This window comes from Saccharothrix coeruleofusca (assembly GCF_017876325.1).
Lineage (GTDB): Bacteria > Actinomycetota > Actinomycetes > Mycobacteriales > Pseudonocardiaceae > Actinosynnema > Actinosynnema coeruleofuscum.
This window is the reverse complement of record NZ_JAGINV010000001.1, coordinates 5108935-5124462: the sequence shown is the minus strand read 5'-3', so window position 1 is coordinate 5124462 and position 15528 is coordinate 5108935. Positions and strand designations below refer to the sequence as shown.

The window sequence follows — 15528 nt, the reverse complement described above, 5'->3', positions numbered from 1 at the left end:
GTGCCCGCTTCTCCTCGCCCCGCAGTTCCGCCCGGTCTCGTCGTCGTGGACAAGCCCGACGGCATGACCTCCCACGACGTCGTGGCCAAGGTGCGCCGCATCCTCGGCACCCGCAAGGTCGGCCACGCGGGCACGCTGGACCCGATGGCCACCGGTGTGCTGGTGCTCGGCGTGGAGCGGGCCACCAAGCTGCTGGGCCACCTGGCGCTGGACAGCAAGGCCTACCTGTCGACCATCCGACTCGGCTCGTCGACCACCACCGACGACGCCGAGGGCGAGGTGCTGACCACCGCGGACGCCTCCGCGGTGCCCGAGGAGACGATCCGGGCGGGCGTGGCCAGGCTCACCGGCCCGATCCAGCAGGTGCCCAGCGCGGTCAGCGCGGTCAAGGTGGACGGCAAGCGCGCCTACGCCAGGGTCCGCGCCGGTGAGGCGGTCGAGCTGCCCGCCCGCGCGGTGACCGTGCACCGGTTCGACGTGCTGGCGATCCGCCGCGAGGAGGGCGCCACCGAGCTGGACGTGATGGTCGAGTGCTCCTCCGGCACCTACGTCCGGGCGCTGGCCCGCGACCTCGGCGCGGACCTGGGCGTGGGGGGCCACCTGGCCGCGCTGCGCCGCACCAGGGTCGGCCCGTTCGACCTGCGGGTGGCCCGGACCCTGCCCCAGCTGGAGGCCGAGCCCGGCCTGTCGCTGGACCTGGACGCGGCCGTGGCAGCGGCGTTCCCCCGGCGGCAGATCGCGCCGCGCGAGGTGGCCGCGCTGTCCCACGGCCGCCGCCTGGCCGCGGGCGGCCTGGACGGCACCTACGGCGTGTTCGGCCCCGACGGCCACGTCGTGGCGCTGGCCAAGGACGAGGGCCCGGTGGCCAAGCCGCTGGTGGTGCTCACCCCGGCGGGCTAGTCCCGTCGGTGAACCCGTCAGGGGGTACGTCCACCCGGCGCGCGCGGCCTACCGTGGTGGCATGGCGAGATGGGTGTGGCCGACCGCGACGGGCGTGCTGGCGTCGGCGACCGGAGTGGTGGTCAACCTGGCGACGGAGCTGAAGACCAGCTGGTGGGCCTGGGCGGTGGTCGCGCTGCTCACCGCCGTCGGCGTGCTGGTGGCCCTGCTGGCCCAGCCCGCCGAGCGGCCGGGGCGGGAACCGGAGCGGGAGCAGGAGCCCCCGGCGCCCCGCGGCGCCGTCCACAACAGCGTGTCCAGCCCCGTGTACGGCACGGTGGTGCAGGCGGGCACCATCGGCGCCTACCACGAGAACCGCCCGCTCACCGTCAACCAGAACGCGGTGGCCCGCGACGGCGGCACCGTGCACCAGGCCGGTAGGGACCTGCGCCACGACCCCGGCGCGTGAGCCGGTTCCCGCGCGAGCCGATCATGGCGGCCACGTAGGCTTCACCCGTGCAACGGTGGCGAGGTCTTGAACACCTTCCCGGCGGCTGGGGCCGCTGCGTGGTGACCATCGGCGTGTTCGACGGGGTGCACCGCGGGCACCAGGCGCTCATCGGCCGCGCGGTGGAGCTGGCCAAGGACCGCGGCGTGCCCTCGGTGGTGATGACCTTCGACCCGCACCCGTCCGAGGTGGTGCGGCCCGGTAGCCACCCGGCCCAGCTGACCGGCCTGCGCAGGCGGGCGGAGCTGGTGGAGGCGCTGGGGGTGGACGTGTTCTGCGTGCTGCCCTTCACCGTGGAGCTGTCCCGGATGCCCGCCGACGAGTTCGTGCACGAGGTGATCGTCGAGCGGCTGCACGCGGCGGCGGTGGTGGTGGGCCAGAACTTCACGTTCGGCCACAAGGCGGCGGGCACCGTGGAGTTGCTGCACGCGCTCGGCAAGCGGTTCGGTTTCGTGACCGAAGGGGCGGACCTGGTGACCGACGACGGCGTGACCTACTCCTCGACCTACATCCGCGCCTGCATCGACGCGGGCGACGTGGCCGCGGCGGCCGTGGCGCTGGGCCGCCCGCACCGGCTGGAGGGCATCGTGGTGCGCGGCGACGGCCGGGGCAGGGAGCTGGGCTTCCCCACCGCGAACCTGTCCACCACCCGGTTCGCCGCGGTGCCCGCCGACGGCGTGTACGCCTGCTGGTTCGTGCACGGCAGCGGGCGCAGGCTGCGCGCGGCGGTGTCGGTCGGCACGAACCCGACCTTCTCCGGGCGCGAACGCCGGGTGGAGGCGTTCGTGCTCGACGTGGACGAGGACTTCTACGGCCAGCGGGTGGCCCTGGACTTCGTGGCGCGGCTGCGCGACATGGAGAAGTTCGACAGCCTCGACGCGCTCATCGACCAGATGCACCGCGACGTGGCGGAGACCAGGGACGTGCTGGCCGAACCCGGTATGTGACCGGTTGAACCAGGTGGGTGGAACCGCCCGTGTGACAGCCGACGACCTGGCAGGATGCGGGCACGTCGGCAGGCCCAGGGGAGAGGCGAAGGTGGAGGACCACAAGATCGTCCAGCGCAACCTCGCTTTGCAGCGGGAGTGGTACGGGGAGCCCCTGGGGGACCGGGTGCGCCGGTTGGTGGTCGCTTTCAACGTGTCCCAGGCCCAGCTCGCCGAGGTGCTGGGGATCAGCGCGCCCATGCTCAGCCAGGTGATGAGCGGGCGTCGCGCCAAGATCGGCAACCCGTCGGTGCTGGCGCGGATGATCATGCTGGAGCGCAAGGTGCTCACCCCCGACGTGGCCACCGGCGCCCCCGAGGCGCTGCAACGCGCGCTGGACGAGGTGCGCGACTCCAAGCCGACGGTGAGCCGGGACTCCCTGCCGGTCAACGGCGCCGACGACGAGGCCGTGGTGTTCCCCGTGCTGCGCCGCGTCGCCGACCGCGCGGAGCTGTCCCAGGCCGCCGACGTGCTGGGCGAGGACTTCCCGGCGCTGGCCGACCTGCTGCGCCGGGCGGGCAAGGGCCGGTGAGGCTGTTCACGGCGCTGTTCCCGCCGCCCGAGGCGGTCGAGGAGCTGGCCGCCGCGCTGGCGCCGCTGCACGCCCGGTACCCGGAGCTGCGCTGGGTCGACCCGGCCCGCTGGCACATCACGCTGCGCTTCTTCGGGGAGACCGAGCCCGCCGACCAGCTGACCCCGTTCGAGGGACTGGCCGGTCCGGTGCTGAGGCTGCGCGACACCGGTCACTTCCCCGGCGTGCTGTGGGTCGGCGTGACCGGGGCGCTGGAGCCGCTCGGGACCGCCGCGGGCGCGGGCCCGGACTGGCGTCCACACCTGACGGTGGCCCGCTCCCGGCACGCCAAGCGCTGGCCCCGCCTGGAGTTCACCGGTCGCGAGTGGACCGCCGCTGAGGTGGCGCTGGTGCGCAGTGATCTCGGCCGTGGTTACACCGTGCTGGACCGGGTATTCCTGAGCACGTCGAACGGCTGAACGCGACGAGGGCTGGTAGCCTCGACATTTGGGTCTGGCTGCGGTCCGTGGCGGCCAGCACCGTCTACCCCGGCAGTTTCGAGGGGCCGCACGGAACCGACAGGCACAAGGAGTAGCACCGCAGTGGCACTGACCACCGAGCAGAAGAAGTCCATCCTCGCCGAGTACGGCGTCCACGACACGGACACCGGTTCCGCCGAGGCCCAGGTCGCGCTGCTGAGCAAGCGCATCGCCGACCTGACCGAGCACCTCAAGCAGCACAAGCACGACCACCACTCGCGTCGCGGCCTGCTGCTGCTGGTCGGCCGCCGCAGGCGGCTGCTCAACTACCTGCAGAAGGTGGACATCCAGCGCTACCGGTCGCTGATCCAGCGGCTCGGCCTGCGCAGGTGAGCCGTGCCGAGGGGGAGTGACCTGGCCGGTCACTCCCCCTCGGCGCAGCCGAAAGCACAAAAGACGAGGGACGCACGCGCGGCGCACGGGACGACAGTTCGCCGGTCCTCGGTAGTGGCCCCCTGGCACAGCCAACCAGGGGACTTCGATCGAAGACCGGCCTCGTCCGAACCGCGATCCCGCGCCCGAGCGCGCTGCGGCCCGCAGACGAGGAGCACCGCATGACCGATATCGAGGTCCACGAGACTTCAGCCCTGATCGACAACGGTCGGTTCGGCACCCGCACCATCCGCTTCGAGACCGGCCGCCTGGCCCGCCAGGCGGCAGGCAGCGTCGTCGCCTACCTCGACGACGAGACCATGCTGCTGTCCGCCACCACGGCGTCCAAGCAGCCCAAGGAGCACTTCGACTTCTTCCCCCTGACGGTGGACGTCGAGGAGCGCATGTACGCCGCGGGCCGCATCCCCGGCTCGTTCTTCCGCCGCGAGGGCCGCCCCTCCACCGACGCGATCCTGACCTGCCGCCTGATCGACCGGCCGCTGCGCCCGTCCTTCGTGGACGGCCTGCGCAACGAGATCCAGGTCGTCATCACGGTGATGAGCCTGAACCCGGCCGACCTGTACGACGTGGTGGCCATCAACGCCGCCTCGGCGTCCACGCAGCTGGCGGGCCTGCCGTTCTCCGGTCCCATCGGCGGCGTCCGGGTGGCGCTGATCGAGGGCCAGTGGGTCGCGTTCCCGACCCACGAGCAGCTGGAGAAGGCCGTGTTCGACATGGTCGTGGCGGGCCGCGTGGTCGGCGACGACGTGGCGATCATGATGGTCGAGGCCGAGGCCACCGAGCACGTGATCGACCTGGTGAGCGAGGGCGCCCAGGCCCCCACCGAAGAGGTCGTCGCGGCAGGCCTGGAGGCGGCCAAGCCGTTCATCCGGGTGCTGTGCGAGGCCCAGGCCAAGCTGGCCGAGGTCGCCGCCAAGGAGACCGGCGAGTTCCCGACCTACCCGGCCTACCAGCCCGACGCCTACGAGGCCGTCGAGCAGGCCGCCGCGGGCGAGCTGGCCCAGGCGCTGACCATCGCGGGCAAGCAGGAGCGCGAGAACCGCATCGACGAGGTCAAGCTCTCGGTGCTGGAGAAGCTGGCCGAGCAGTTCGAGGGCCGGGAGAAGGAGGTCGGCGCGGCCTTCCGCTCGCTGACCAAGAAGCTGGTCCGCCAGCGCATCCTGCGCGACAAGGTGCGCATCGACGGCCGCGGCCTGACCGACATCCGCTCGCTGTCCGCCGAGGTCGCGGTCATCCCGCGCACCCACGGCTCGGCGCTGTTCGAGCGCGGCGAGACCCAGATCCTGGGCGTCACCACGCTGAACATGCTGCGCATGGAGCAGCAGATCGACTCCCTGTCGCCGGAGACGCACAAGCGCTACCTGCACCACTACAACTTCCCGCCGTTCTCCACCGGTGAGACGGGCCGGGTCGGCTCGCCCAAGCGGCGCGAGATCGGCCACGGCGCGCTGGCCGAGCGGGCGCTGATCCCGGTGCTGCCCAAGCGCGATGAGTTCCCCTACGCGATCCGCCAGGTCTCCGAGGCGCTGGGCTCCAACGGCTCCACCTCGATGGGCTCGGTCTGCGCGTCCACGATGTCGCTGCTCAACGCGGGCGTGCCGCTCAAGGCGCCGGTGTCGGGCATCGCCATGGGCCTGGTCTCCGACGAGGTCGACGGCAAGACCGAGTACGTGGCGCTGACCGACATCCTCGGCGCCGAGGACGCGTTCGGCGACATGGACTTCAAGGTGGCGGGCACCAAGGAGTTCGTGACCGCGCTGCAGCTGGACACCAAGCTCGACGGCATCCCCTCCGAGGTGCTGGGCGCGGCGCTGAGCCAGGCCCGCGACGCGCGGCTGACCATCCTGGAGGTCATGGCCGAGGCCATCGACGTCCCGGACGAGATGAGCCCCTACGCGCCGCGCGTCACCTCGGTGAAGATCCCCACCGACAAGATCGGCGAGGTCATCGGGCCCAAGGGCAAGATGATCAACTCGATCACCGAGCAGACCGGCGCCGACATCTCCATCGAGGACGACGGCACCATCTACGTCGGCGCGGCGGACGGCCCCTCGGCCGAGGCGGCGATCGGCCTGATCAACGCCATCGCCAACCCGCAGCTGCCCAAGGTCGGCGAGCGCTTCCTGGGCACCGTGGTCAAGACCGCCGCCTTCGGCGCGTTCGTGTCCCTGCTGCCGGGCAAGGACGGCCTGATCCACATCTCCAAGCTGGGCAACGGCAAGCGCATCGGCAAGGTGGAGGACGTGGTCAAGGTCGGCGACAAGCTGCGCGTCGAGATCGCCGACATCGACCAGCGCGGCAAGATCAGCCTGGTCCTGGTCAACGAGGACGAGGCGGCCGCCCCGGCGGCGGACGCCCCCGCGCAGGCCCCGGCCGAGACCCCGGCCGAGTCCCCGGCGCAGTGACCAGCAGCGTCAACGAGACGGCCGCGGGTGCTTCGGGCACCCGCGGCCGTCCGCGTCAGAACGGGGCCCAGGACAGCACCCCTGGCAGGACCCGGGACAGGACTCGGGGCGGACCGGGCCACCTCCAGCGGCCCGGCAGCACGCGGGTGCTGGAGCAGAGCGCCGCGGGCGTGACGGTGCGCCGCAGCGTGCTGCCCTCCGGCCTGCGGGTGATCACCGAGCGGATCCCCGGCGTGCGGTCGGCCTCGGTGGGCCTGTGGGTGCAGGTCGGTTCGCGCGACGAGCGCGCCGACGTGGCCGGTGCCGCGCACTACCTGGAGCACCTGCTGTTCAAGGGCACCGCGCGGCGCTCAGCGGCGGTCATCGCCGAGGAGATCGACGCGGTCGGCGGCGAGCTGAACGCGTTCACCGCCAAGGAGCACACCTGCTACTACGCGCACGTCCTGGACGAGGACCTGCCGCTGGCCGTGGACCTGGTGTGCGACGTGGTGTTCGAAGCGCTGTGCGAGCCCCGCGACTTCGAGACCGAGCGCGGCGTCGTGCTCGAAGAGATCGCCATGCGCGATGATGACCCCGAGGACCTGCTGCACGACGCCTTCCTCGACGCGCTCATGGGAGACCACCCGCTGGGCCGACCGGTGCTGGGCACCGAGAAGTCCATCGGGGACATGAGCCGCGACGCGCTGTACGGGTTCTACCGGCGTCGCTACACGCTGCCGCGGATGGTGCTCGCGGTCGCGGGCAACATCGACCACAACCACGTGATGCGGTTGGCGCGCAAGCAGATCGGCGACCGGCTCGCCCGCACGGGCACGCCGGTGGCCCCGCGCGCGGGTCGCGCGCGGATCGCCTCGTCGCGCAAGCTCGTGCTGCACAGCGACGACACCGAGCAGGCGCACCTGATGCTCGGCGTGAAGGCCCTGGACCGCCACGACGAGCGCAGGTTCGCGCTCAACGTGCTCAACGCGGCACTGGGCGGCGGCATGAGCTCCCGCCTGTTCCAGGAGGTCCGCGAACGCCGCGGCCTGGCCTACCAGGTGTACTCGTCGGTCGGGTCCTATGCGGACACCGGCACGTGGTCGGTGTACGCGGGCTGCCAGCCCGACCGGCTCGGCGACGTGGCGGGCGTGATCCGCGACGTGCTGTCGGTGGTGGCCGCGGAGGGGCTGTCCGACGCCGAAGTGGCCAGGGGCAAGGGCCAGCTGCGCGGCGGCCTCGTGCTGGGCCTGGAGGACACCAGCTCGCGGATGTCACGCATCGGCAAGGGCGAGCTCAACTACGGCGACTACCTGTCGGTCGAGCAGACGCTTGAGCGCATCGAGGCGGTCACCGCGGACGACGTGGCCGCCCTGGCCGCGGAGTTGCTCCGACGTCCCGTCGCCGCCGCGGTGGTCGGCCCTTACGCTCACGCCGACGACTTGCCGCCCCAGGTGCACGAGGTGATCTCTTGACCCAGCGTTCTTCCGACGAGCCGATCCGGGTGGGCGTGATCGGCGCCCGCGGCCGCATGGGCGCGGAGGTGTGCCGCGCCGTCGAAGCCGCGCAGGACATGGAGGTCGTCGCCACGGTCGACGCGGACGACCGGCTGTCCGCCCTGTCCGACGCGGCCGCCGAGGTGGTGGTCGACTTCACCCACCCCGGCGTCGTGATGGACAACCTCCGGTTCTGCGTCGACCACGGCATCCACGCCGTGGTCGGCACCTCCGGCTTCGACGCGGACAGGCTGTCGACCGTGTCCGAGTGGTTGCGGGCCAAGCCGGACCTCGGCGTCCTCGTGGCCCCGAACTTCGCCCTCGGCGCGGTGCTGACCATGCGCTTCGCCGAGCTGGCGGCTCGGTACTACGAGTCGGTCGAGGTCATCGAGCTGCACCACCCGCGCAAGGCGGACGCGCCCTCGGGCACCGCCGCGCACACCGCCCGGTTGATCTCCCAGGCCCGCGAGGCGGCGGGACTGGCGGCCATGCCGGACGCGACGACCCAGGAGGCACCCGGCGCGCGGGGCACGCTGGTGGGCGACGTGCGGGTGCACTCCCTGCGGATCGCCGGCCTGATCGCGCACCAGGAAGTCGTGTTCGGCACGGAGGGCGAGACGCTGACCGTGCGGCACGACTCGCTGGACCGCAAGTCGTTCATGCCGGGTGTGCTGCTGGCCGTGCGGTCGGTGTTCGACCACCCCGGCCTGTCCGTCGGCCTGGACAAGTACCTCGACCTCTGAGGCGGTGGTCCTCGGTGGGGTGGGGGCGCCACCCTCCTCACCGGGGACCGCGACGTCGGCCGCTGGTGTCGATAGGCGTCTCCTTCCTGTCGTCGCGTCGGTGGACTCGCCCCGCGCCGCCGGGGGCCCTCCGGCGGTCGCCCGTGATCGACTGTAGAACAAGTGTTCGAACGATGTGGCCGCGCAGGCCCGTGTTCAGCAGATCGGATGACAGATGAGGACCCGCACCACCGCCCTGCTGATCACCGCCGCCCTGGTGGTGTACTTCGTGCTGCTCGGCGGCCGGGCGGTCGTGCTGCTGGGCACCGGCGACCCGGTGGGGATCGGCCTTGGCGTGGGGGTCCTGCTGCTGCCGCTGATCGGCGCGTGGATCGTGTGGACGAACCTGCGGTTCGGGTTCGTCACCGAGCGGATGGCCCGCCTGCTGGACGCGGAGGGCGGTCTGCCGGACCTCTCCGACCTGCCGCGCAGGCCGTCCGGGCGGGTGGACCGGCAGGCCGCCGACGCGTGGTTCGACCAGCGCCGCGCCGAGGTGGAGGCCGACCGGGGCGACTGGCGGAAGTGGTTCCTGCTGGCGCAGGCCTACGACCTCGCCGGGGACCGCGGCCGGGCGCGCGAGACGATGCGCAGGGCCATCGAGCTGTTCCAGTCCTCGGCGGATCAGCCGTAGGTCCGGGGGGAAGCGGTCGGTCCCGCGTCACCCGCCGCGTCGTCGCGACCGTCCCTTACCTCGGGCAGGCGATTTCCAGTCCCTCGCCTGAGTGAGACCGGGTGCGACCCCGCTCGTCGAGGGGTATCGCGAGACCATGTACCCCTCAGCTGTGGAACGCCTCTACGACTGCGAAGTCCTCGACCGGCACGGCCAGCGCATCGGGTCGCTGCGCGGGCTGTGGCTGGCGGCGGGCAGCGGCGTGCCGAGATGGGCCGTGGTGGGCATCGGCGGCGCGGAGGTCCTCGTGCCGGTCCGCGGCGGGCAGGTGCGCGAGCGCCGTCTGGTGCTGCCGATCGAGAAGCACGAGGTCGAGGGCGCCCCTGCGGCGCAGGGCGACTCGCTGGACGTGGCGCGGGTGCACGACCACTACCGGCTCACCGCGTCCGACGAGCAGCTGGTGCGGCACGAGCGCGCGGCGGGCGTCGGCGCGGCCAGCGTCAGTGCGGCCAGCGTCAGTGCGGCCTGCGTCAGTGCAGCCAGCCCGCGACCGCCGCGGGGGACGCCGCCAGCAGGCTGAACCGGGCGAACCGGCCCACCACGCCGGTGGTCAGGAACAGCGTGGTCGACATGCCCGCCAGACCGGCGAGCACGGTGGTGAACATGAACGGCGGCATGCCGACCACCGAGCTCACCGCGTGCGTGCCGAACATCCAGTGCGGGTGCCGGTGGCAGCGCTCGCGGACCCACTCCAAGCGCGACTTCCACTTGACCCGCCACGCCGAGGTCCGCTCCGGCCGCTCCTTGCGCTTGAGGAACGCGGGCAGGTGCAGGCTTCCGCGCGCGGCGAGGAAGTACAGCAGCTTGCCCAGGACCTGCCCCGCCGCCACCGCGATGCCGATGCACCACCACGAGATGCCCGGTTGCTGGGTCGCCAAGCCGATGACGAACACCTCGATGCTGATGAGGGGGACGATCGCGGAACCGACCGCGACGCCGAAGGTTAAGATCAGCCAGCCGAGCACCTGGCCGAGGCTAGCAACGACTCAGCGCCGCAGCAGTAGGGTCAGCACCCCGGAAACCCTTATTTCGCGCAGCGGTCGCCCGCCCGCGTCCAAGGTGCGCACCGTTCCGTCCGCGGTCCAGCCCGCGGAGCGGTAGAAGGCGGTGGAAGCCTTGTCGGCTTCGGGGATCCACGCGATGCCGCGCGTCGCGCCCCTGTCCCGCAACGCCTCCGCGGCCGTGGCGAGGAGCCTGCCGCCGTGTCCGCGTCGCCCCCACCGGGGCTCGACCAGCAGCGTGGACACCAGGGCCGTGGTGGCCGCGTCCTCGGGCAGCGTGCCGTCGGCGGCGGCCACCTCCTCGTCCGGGGCGAGCCCGGCGAGGCAGAACCCCACGATCCAGCGGCCCTCCGTGGCGACGAGGACCTGGCCGTGCGCCACGGCTTCGGCCCACCTCGGCGCGGTCCGGGAGACGTCGAGGTCGGCGAGCACCTCGGGGGGCAGGAGGTCCGCGTAGGCGGTGCGCCAGGTGTCGCGGTGGATGCGGGCGATCTCCGCCACGTCTTCGGGCCCGGCGGTGCGGACGGCGGCGTCGGCCATGCCGGGCACCCTAGGGGATCGGCGTCCGTCGGGACTGTCGGACCCTGCCGGCACGATCTCACCCGTGCAGAGGATGAGCGCAGACGTAGCCAGGCGGATCGCGTTGGCGGCACAGGGGTTCGCCGATCCCCGGCCCCTCTCCCCACCCACCCGCCGCCACCTCCAGCGGGTGCTCTCGCGCGTCCAGCTGCTCCAGCTCGACTCGGTCAACGTGGCCGTGCGCGCCCACTACATGCCGGTGTTCAGCAGGTTGGGCTCCTACGCGCCCTCGCTGGTGGACGACGCGGCGTGGTCGCACAGCGCCCGCAAGCCGAGGCTGCTGGTGGAGTACTGGGCGCACGAGGCGAGCCTGGTGCCGGTGGAGGACTGGCCGCTGCTGCACTCCGGGGCCAAGAAGCCCGGCTGGTGGCGCAACTACGGCGTGCACGCGCAGCGGTCCTCGCAGCTGGTCGACGACATCCTGGCGGTGGTCAAGGAGCTGGGCCCGGTCGGCGCCGGGACGATCGAGCGGGAGCTGACCGGCGGCGGTCCGCGGGCGCGGGGTCCGTGGTGGGACCGCTCCGAGGTCAAGCAGCTGTGCGAGTACCTGTTCGGCCTGGGGGAGCTGGCCACGGGGTCGCGGCGCGGCTTCGAGCGGCTCTACGACCTGACCGAGCGGGTGCTGCCCGCGCAGGTGCTGTCCCGGCGGGTGGACGCGGCGGAGGGGGCGCGCGAGCTGGTCGCCAGGGCGGCCGTGGCGATGGGCGTGGCGACCGAGCCGGACCTGCGCGACTACTACCGCCTGCAGCCCGGCCACAGCAGGCGCGCGGTGGCGGAGCTGGTGGAGCAGGGCGTGCTGGTCCCGGTCCAGGTGGACGGGTGGTCCGCGCCCGCGTACCGGCACGTGGCGGCCGCCGCGCCGCGCAAGGTCGCCGGTCGGGCCCTGCTGTGCCCGTTCGACCCGCTGATCTGGGAGCGGGCCCGCACCGAGCGGTTGTTCGGCTTCCGGTACCGCATCGAGATCTACGTGCCGGAGGAGAAGCGGGTGCACGGCTACTACGTCTTCCCGTTCCTGCTGGACGGGGAGCTGGTGGCCAGGGTCGACCTGAAGGCGGACCGCGCGGTGGGGGCGCTGCGGGTGCAGGGGGCCTACGTCGAACCCGGCGCCGAGCCCGGCCGGGTGGCGGCCGAGCTGGCGGCCGAGCTGCGCCACATGGCCGACTGGCTGGAGCTGGAGGACGTGGTGGTGATGCCGAGGGGCGACCTGGCGCTCGCGCTCGGCGCCGCGGTCCACACCATCAGGTGACAAGGGGTGAAAATTGTCAGCACAAGGCCGATGATGGAGGCATGACCGAGACCACGACGCGGCGCGTGCCGGAGGCGGCGGCTGCCTGCCACGCGGTGGGCCGGTCCCCGGCGCTCGGAGTGGTCCAGACCCGCACAATGGTCCCGCCAGTACCGCGAGCACCAAGAGGAGACCGTCGTGGCGGAAGGCGCGTTGACCCCCGAGGTCATCCTCGACACGGCCGAAGAGGTCCTGCGCCGCTTCGGCCCGGCCAAGGCGACGGTGGTGGACGTCGCCAGGGCGCTGGGGGTCAGCCACGGCAGCGTCTACCGGCACTTCCCGACGAAGGTCGCGCTGCGCGAGGCGGTCACCCGGCGCTGGCTCGACCGGGGCCGCGCGGAGCTGGCCGAGCTGGCGGCCGGTGACGCCCCGGCGTCCCGGCGACTGCGCGACTGGCTGAACGCGCTCTTCGAGGCCAAGCGCAGGAAGGCGGCGGAGGACCCCGAGCTGTTCGCCACCTTCTCCGTGCTGGTCGACAAGCGGAGCGGCGTGGCGGCCGCCCACGTCAGCCAGCTGGAGGAGGAGCTGACCAGGATCATCAGCGACGGTGTGGCCAGCGGCGAGTTCGCGCCCCGCGACCCGCGCACGACCGCACGGGCCGTCTTCGACGCCACGAGCCGCTTCCACAACCCGTCGCACGCGGCGGATTGGGTGTCCCCGGACATCCGGGCCGCGTTCGACGCCGTGGTGTCACTGGTGGTGTCAGGGTTGCGGTCGAGCGAGTGAGCCCGCGGCCCGCCGGTGCGCGGGCCGCGGGCCTCGGGGCTCCGCCGGGGTCGGTCAGCTCGCCGATGTGGTGACCAGGGCGTGGCCGCTGCTCGTGCGGCCGGTGACGAACAGCGAGGGCTCGTCCTCGGGCGGGGTCTTCGACACCTCCAGGTCGCTGCGCGCCGATCCGGAGTTGGAGGCCAGGTCGATCTGCGCCGCCACGCCCGGCCGGACGCCGACGCGGACGTCGCCGGAACCGGTGCCCATGTGGAGGCGGCCGGAGGCGGCGTCGGCCACGGTCACGTCACCGCTGCCGGTGCGCACCTGCACGTCGTCCTGCACCGCGCCGAGCCACACGTCCCCGGTGCCGGTGTAGAGGGTCGTGTTGCCGCCGATGGACGACACCTCGATGTCGCCGCTGCCGGTCTTGGCCTTCAGCCCGCCCAGCATCGGTCCCAGGCGAACCTTGCCCGAGCCGGTGGTGACCTGGGCCGCGCCGTCCGCGCGGTCGGCGTTGACGCTCCCGGTGCCGGTGTTGAGGTCCAGCCGCCCGGCCGCGCCGGTCACGGTGACGTCCGCCGACCCGGTCTTGGTCGTCACGTGCGACCCGTTGGGGGCCCGCACCACCACGCCCAGCGGCACCGCGCGCAGCGGCAGCGCCTTGGACGCGTGCACCACCAGTCGCTGCCCGGTGAACTCGACCTGCGCGTCGCGCACCGCCTCGGTCGGCCCGGCCTGCTGGCCGCGGTTGCTGCCGAACTGGTCGTTCACCCAGGTCAGCAGACCTGACAGGCCCGCGGTCCAGGACTCGCCCGCGCCGGGGTCGTGGCGCAGTTCGACGTGCACGCCCGGCTCGTCGACCAGGTGCACCTGCACACGGCCCGCGAGCAGGGCCACGTCGACCTCCACCGGCCCCTCGGCGTCGAAGTCCTGCCTGCGGACCAGGTCCGATCCCGTGCTCTCCACCGCTCCCCCTCCTCAGCCCTGCACCCAGCCGCGCACCCGCGACGACGGGCCGCCGCCGTGGTCCTTCGGCGGTCCCCAGGGGCCGCCCTTGGGCCCGCGCCGCCCGCCGACCGCGCCCTGCACGGCCTGCGCGACGAAGGTGTTCAGCGACATCCCCTGGGCGGCGGCGGCCTGTTCCGCCTTGGCCTTGAGCTCGTCCAGCAGTCGCAGGGTGACGCGCGTGGCGTCACCGCCCGCGGGCCGGGGGACTTCCTGCGGCTCCGGTTCGGGCTCCTGCTGGGGCGCCGCCCCGGTGACCACGACCCGGACGTCCCGGCCGTCCAGCCGGACCTCCACCACCGGACCGTCGAGCGCGGCGGTGACCTCGGCGGCCATGTCGGAGAGCGCGTTCATGACCGCCAACCGGGCGGCCGGTTCCAGCGCGGCGGACAGCGCGGCGGCGGCCCGGCGGGTGGCCTCGTCGCCCGCGGACGCCGCGGTCGCGAAGTCCTCGCGCAGTGCTGCGATGTACGGTGACAGATCCATGACACCACCATGACGTCATATCTGGCGTCAGTCAAGCGTCAGCGTGATGCGTTCACTGGTGGCGGACATTCCCACCATGGGCGTTTTCGCTCGGCGCGGGACGGCGGTTAGGGTTCGGCCATGGCTGAGACGGTGTCGCCGAAGGTGCAGTTGATCGCGAAGACGGAGTTCTTCCCGCCTGCGGACGTGCCGTGGTCCACCGACGCCGACGGCGGCGAGGCGCTCGCCGAGTTCGCGGGCCGCGCGTGCTACCAGTCGTGGACCAAGCCCAACCCGGCGACCGCGACCAACGCGGGCTACCTCCGCCACATCATCGAGGTCGGCCACCTGTCGGTGCTGGAGCACGGCTCGGTCAGCTTCTACCTGACCGGCATCTCCCGCTCGCTGACCCACGAGCTGATCCGCCACCGGCACTTCTCGTACTCACAGCTGTCCCAGCGGTACGTGCCCGAGCGCGACGCCGCCATGGTCGAGCCGGACGTCATCGCCGCCGACCCCGAGCTGCACGCCAAGTTCGTGGCCGCCGCCGAGGCCAGCGTGAACGCCTACAACGAGCTGCTCAAGGGCCTGGAGGAGAAGTTCTCCGACGTGCCGAGCGCCACGCTGCGCCGCAAGCAGGCCCGCCAGGCCGCCCGCGCCGTGCTGCCCAACGCCACCGAGACCCGCATCGTGGTCACCGGCAACTACCGCGCCTGGCGGCACTTCATCGCCATGCGCGCCACCGAGCACGCCGACGTGGAGATCCGCGCATTGGCCGTGGAGTGCCTGCGTCAGCTGCAGAAGGCCGCGCCCAACGCGTTCGCCGACTTCGCCATCTCCGCGCTGCCCGACGGCACCGAGGTGGCCTCCAGCCCGCTGGTCAGCGAGGGCTAGCCGTGAAGCGGCTCGTGGTCGACGTCCGGCCGGGCGAGTACACCGTCGCGCGGCTGCCCGCCGACGCGCCGGTGCCGCCCGGTCTGCTGGACGCCGAGGGGCTGGTGTCGGTCACCCGCACGCCGGACGAGCTGTCGGTGGTGTGCCCCAGCGAGCACGCGCCCGCCGACGCCCGGACGCAGGACGGGTGGCGGCTGCTGACCGTGCGCGGACCGCTGGAGTTCACCCTCACCGGCATCATGGCCGCGCTGTCCGGGGAGCTCGCCGCGGCCGGGGTGAGCCTGTTCGCGCTGTCCACTTACGACACCGACCACCTGCTGGTCAAAGCCGTCGACCTGGCCCGCGCGGTGCAGGCGCTGCGGCAGTCGGGGCACGAAGTCACGAAACCGTGAAACCGGGACGGGCGTCGAGCGGTCTGAAGTAGCGTTCGACGCCCACTGGGGTTC

19 protein-coding genes are annotated in these 15528 nt (G+C 72.8%); 15 read left to right on the top strand and 4 right to left on the bottom strand.

Annotated features, from left to right (window positions below; genetic code table 11):
* From truB to JOF41_RS22870, 11 genes are all read left to right on the top strand, one after another.
* On the top strand, positions 1-900 hold the full coding sequence (truB, locus tag JOF41_RS22915; protein WP_209621844.1) for a tRNA pseudouridine(55) synthase TruB: 900 nt from the start codon (positions 1-3) through the stop codon (positions 898-900).
* A 61-nt stretch (positions 901-961) separates the two neighbouring features.
* Positions 962-1348, top strand: coding sequence for a hypothetical protein (locus JOF41_RS22910; protein WP_189222961.1), 387 nt, complete (start codon positions 962-964; stop codon positions 1346-1348).
* A gap of 47 nt (positions 1349-1395) precedes the next feature.
* Entirely contained in the window at positions 1396-2334 is a 939-nt protein-coding gene (locus JOF41_RS22905; protein WP_209621842.1) for a bifunctional riboflavin kinase/FAD synthetase, read from the top strand.
* A 91-nt stretch (positions 2335-2425) separates the two neighbouring features.
* Entirely contained in the window at positions 2426-2905 is a 480-nt protein-coding gene (locus JOF41_RS37320; protein ID WP_189222963.1) for a helix-turn-helix domain-containing protein, read from the top strand.
* Positions 2902-3363, top strand: coding sequence for a 2'-5' RNA ligase family protein (locus JOF41_RS37315; RefSeq protein WP_307867502.1), 462 nt, complete (start codon positions 2902-2904; stop codon positions 3361-3363). The genes JOF41_RS37320 and JOF41_RS37315 overlap by 4 nt, the downstream gene beginning before the upstream one ends.
* A gap of 123 nt (positions 3364-3486) precedes the next feature.
* Positions 3487-3756, top strand: a complete 270-nt coding sequence (rpsO, locus tag JOF41_RS22895) for a 30S ribosomal protein S15 (RefSeq protein WP_189222965.1) — start codon at positions 3487-3489, stop codon at positions 3754-3756.
* Positions 3757-3977: 221 nt separating this feature from the next.
* Complete coding sequence (locus tag JOF41_RS22890) at positions 3978-6221, top strand: polyribonucleotide nucleotidyltransferase (RefSeq protein WP_209621840.1); 2244 nt, start codon at positions 3978-3980, stop codon at positions 6219-6221.
* 146 nt (positions 6222-6367) lie between these two features.
* Positions 6368-7672, top strand: a complete 1305-nt coding sequence (locus JOF41_RS22885) for a M16 family metallopeptidase (protein WP_189222966.1) — start codon at positions 6368-6370, stop codon at positions 7670-7672.
* Entirely contained in the window at positions 7669-8436 is a 768-nt protein-coding gene (dapB, locus tag JOF41_RS22880; protein WP_189222967.1) for a 4-hydroxy-tetrahydrodipicolinate reductase, read from the top strand. The genes JOF41_RS22885 and dapB overlap by 4 nt, the downstream gene beginning before the upstream one ends.
* Positions 8437-8650: 214 nt before the next feature.
* Positions 8651-9106, top strand: a complete 456-nt coding sequence (locus JOF41_RS22875; protein WP_189222968.1) for a tetratricopeptide repeat protein — start codon at positions 8651-8653, stop codon at positions 9104-9106.
* Between the two features lie 136 nt (positions 9107-9242).
* Positions 9243-9665, top strand: a complete 423-nt coding sequence (locus tag JOF41_RS22870; protein ID WP_209621838.1) for a PRC-barrel domain-containing protein — start codon at positions 9243-9245, stop codon at positions 9663-9665.
* Here JOF41_RS22870 and JOF41_RS22865 read toward each other — a convergent pair.
* Positions 9616-10110: a YqaA family protein gene (locus JOF41_RS22865; RefSeq protein WP_209621835.1), complete on the bottom strand. Its 495-nt coding sequence runs from the start codon at positions 10108-10110 to the stop codon at positions 9616-9618. The genes JOF41_RS22870 and JOF41_RS22865 overlap by 50 nt on opposite strands.
* A 21-nt stretch (positions 10111-10131) precedes the next feature.
* Complete coding sequence (locus JOF41_RS22860; protein WP_189222971.1) at positions 10132-10686, bottom strand: GNAT family N-acetyltransferase; 555 nt, start codon at positions 10684-10686, stop codon at positions 10132-10134.
* Positions 10687-10759: 73 nt separating this feature from the next.
* On the opposite strand from JOF41_RS22860, the gene JOF41_RS22855 reads away from it, so the two are divergent.
* A complete protein-coding gene (locus JOF41_RS22855; protein ID WP_209621832.1) occupies positions 10760-11971 on the top strand; it encodes a winged helix-turn-helix domain-containing protein in 1212 nt (403 codons plus the stop codon).
* A gap of 177 nt (positions 11972-12148) precedes the next feature.
* Positions 12149-12736 (top strand): TetR/AcrR family transcriptional regulator, encoded by a 588-nt coding sequence (locus JOF41_RS22850; RefSeq protein WP_189222973.1) that lies wholly within the window; start codon positions 12149-12151, stop codon positions 12734-12736.
* 54 nt (positions 12737-12790) lie between these two features.
* On the opposite strand, the gene JOF41_RS22845 is transcribed toward JOF41_RS22850, so the two are convergent.
* Together JOF41_RS22845 and JOF41_RS22840 are read right to left on the bottom strand one after the other, a co-directional pair.
* Positions 12791-13684 (bottom strand): DUF4097 family beta strand repeat-containing protein, encoded by an 894-nt coding sequence (locus JOF41_RS22845; RefSeq protein WP_189222974.1) that lies wholly within the window; start codon positions 13682-13684, stop codon positions 12791-12793.
* 12 nt (positions 13685-13696) lie between these two features.
* Positions 13697-14209 (bottom strand): toxin-antitoxin system HicB family antitoxin, encoded by a 513-nt coding sequence (locus JOF41_RS22840; protein WP_189222975.1) that lies wholly within the window; start codon positions 14207-14209, stop codon positions 13697-13699.
* Positions 14210-14329: 120 nt separating this feature from the next.
* Between JOF41_RS22840 and thyX the strand changes: the two genes are divergently transcribed.
* Both thyX and JOF41_RS22830 read left to right on the top strand, forming a co-directional pair.
* On the top strand, positions 14330-15082 hold the full coding sequence (thyX, locus tag JOF41_RS22835) for an FAD-dependent thymidylate synthase (RefSeq protein ID WP_189222976.1): 753 nt from the start codon (positions 14330-14332) through the stop codon (positions 15080-15082).
* A gap of 2 nt (positions 15083-15084) precedes the next feature.
* The gene (locus JOF41_RS22830; RefSeq protein ID WP_209621829.1) at positions 15085-15474 is read left to right on the top strand and encodes an ACT domain-containing protein; all 390 of its coding nucleotides are present in this window, start codon (positions 15085-15087) and stop codon (positions 15472-15474) included.
* Positions 15475-15528: the final 54 nt, after the last annotated feature.

Bases quoted from the DNA above. Each gene is read 5' to 3' on its own strand.
- JOF41_RS22910 (WP_189222961.1), top strand. From the start codon at position 962: ATGGCGAGATGGGTGTGGCCGACCGCGACGGGCGTGCTGGCGTCGGCG.
- JOF41_RS22890 (WP_209621840.1), top strand. From the start codon at position 3,978: ATGACCGATATCGAGGTCCACGAGACTTCAGCCCTGATCGACAACGGT.
- JOF41_RS22875 (WP_189222968.1), top strand. From the start codon at position 8,651: ATGAGGACCCGCACCACCGCCCTGCTGATCACCGCCGCCCTGGTGGTG.
- JOF41_RS22870 (WP_209621838.1), top strand. From the start codon at position 9,243: ATGTACCCCTCAGCTGTGGAACGCCTCTACGACTGCGAAGTCCTCGAC.
- JOF41_RS22860 (WP_189222971.1), bottom strand. From the start codon at position 10,686: ATGGCCGACGCCGCCGTCCGCACCGCCGGGCCCGAAGACGTGGCGGAG.
- JOF41_RS22855 (WP_209621832.1), top strand. From the start codon at position 10,760: ATGAGCGCAGACGTAGCCAGGCGGATCGCGTTGGCGGCACAGGGGTTC.
- JOF41_RS22840 (WP_189222975.1), bottom strand. From the start codon at position 14,209: ATGGATCTGTCACCGTACATCGCAGCACTGCGCGAGGACTTCGCGACC.
- thyX (WP_189222976.1), top strand. From the start codon at position 14,330: ATGGCTGAGACGGTGTCGCCGAAGGTGCAGTTGATCGCGAAGACGGAG.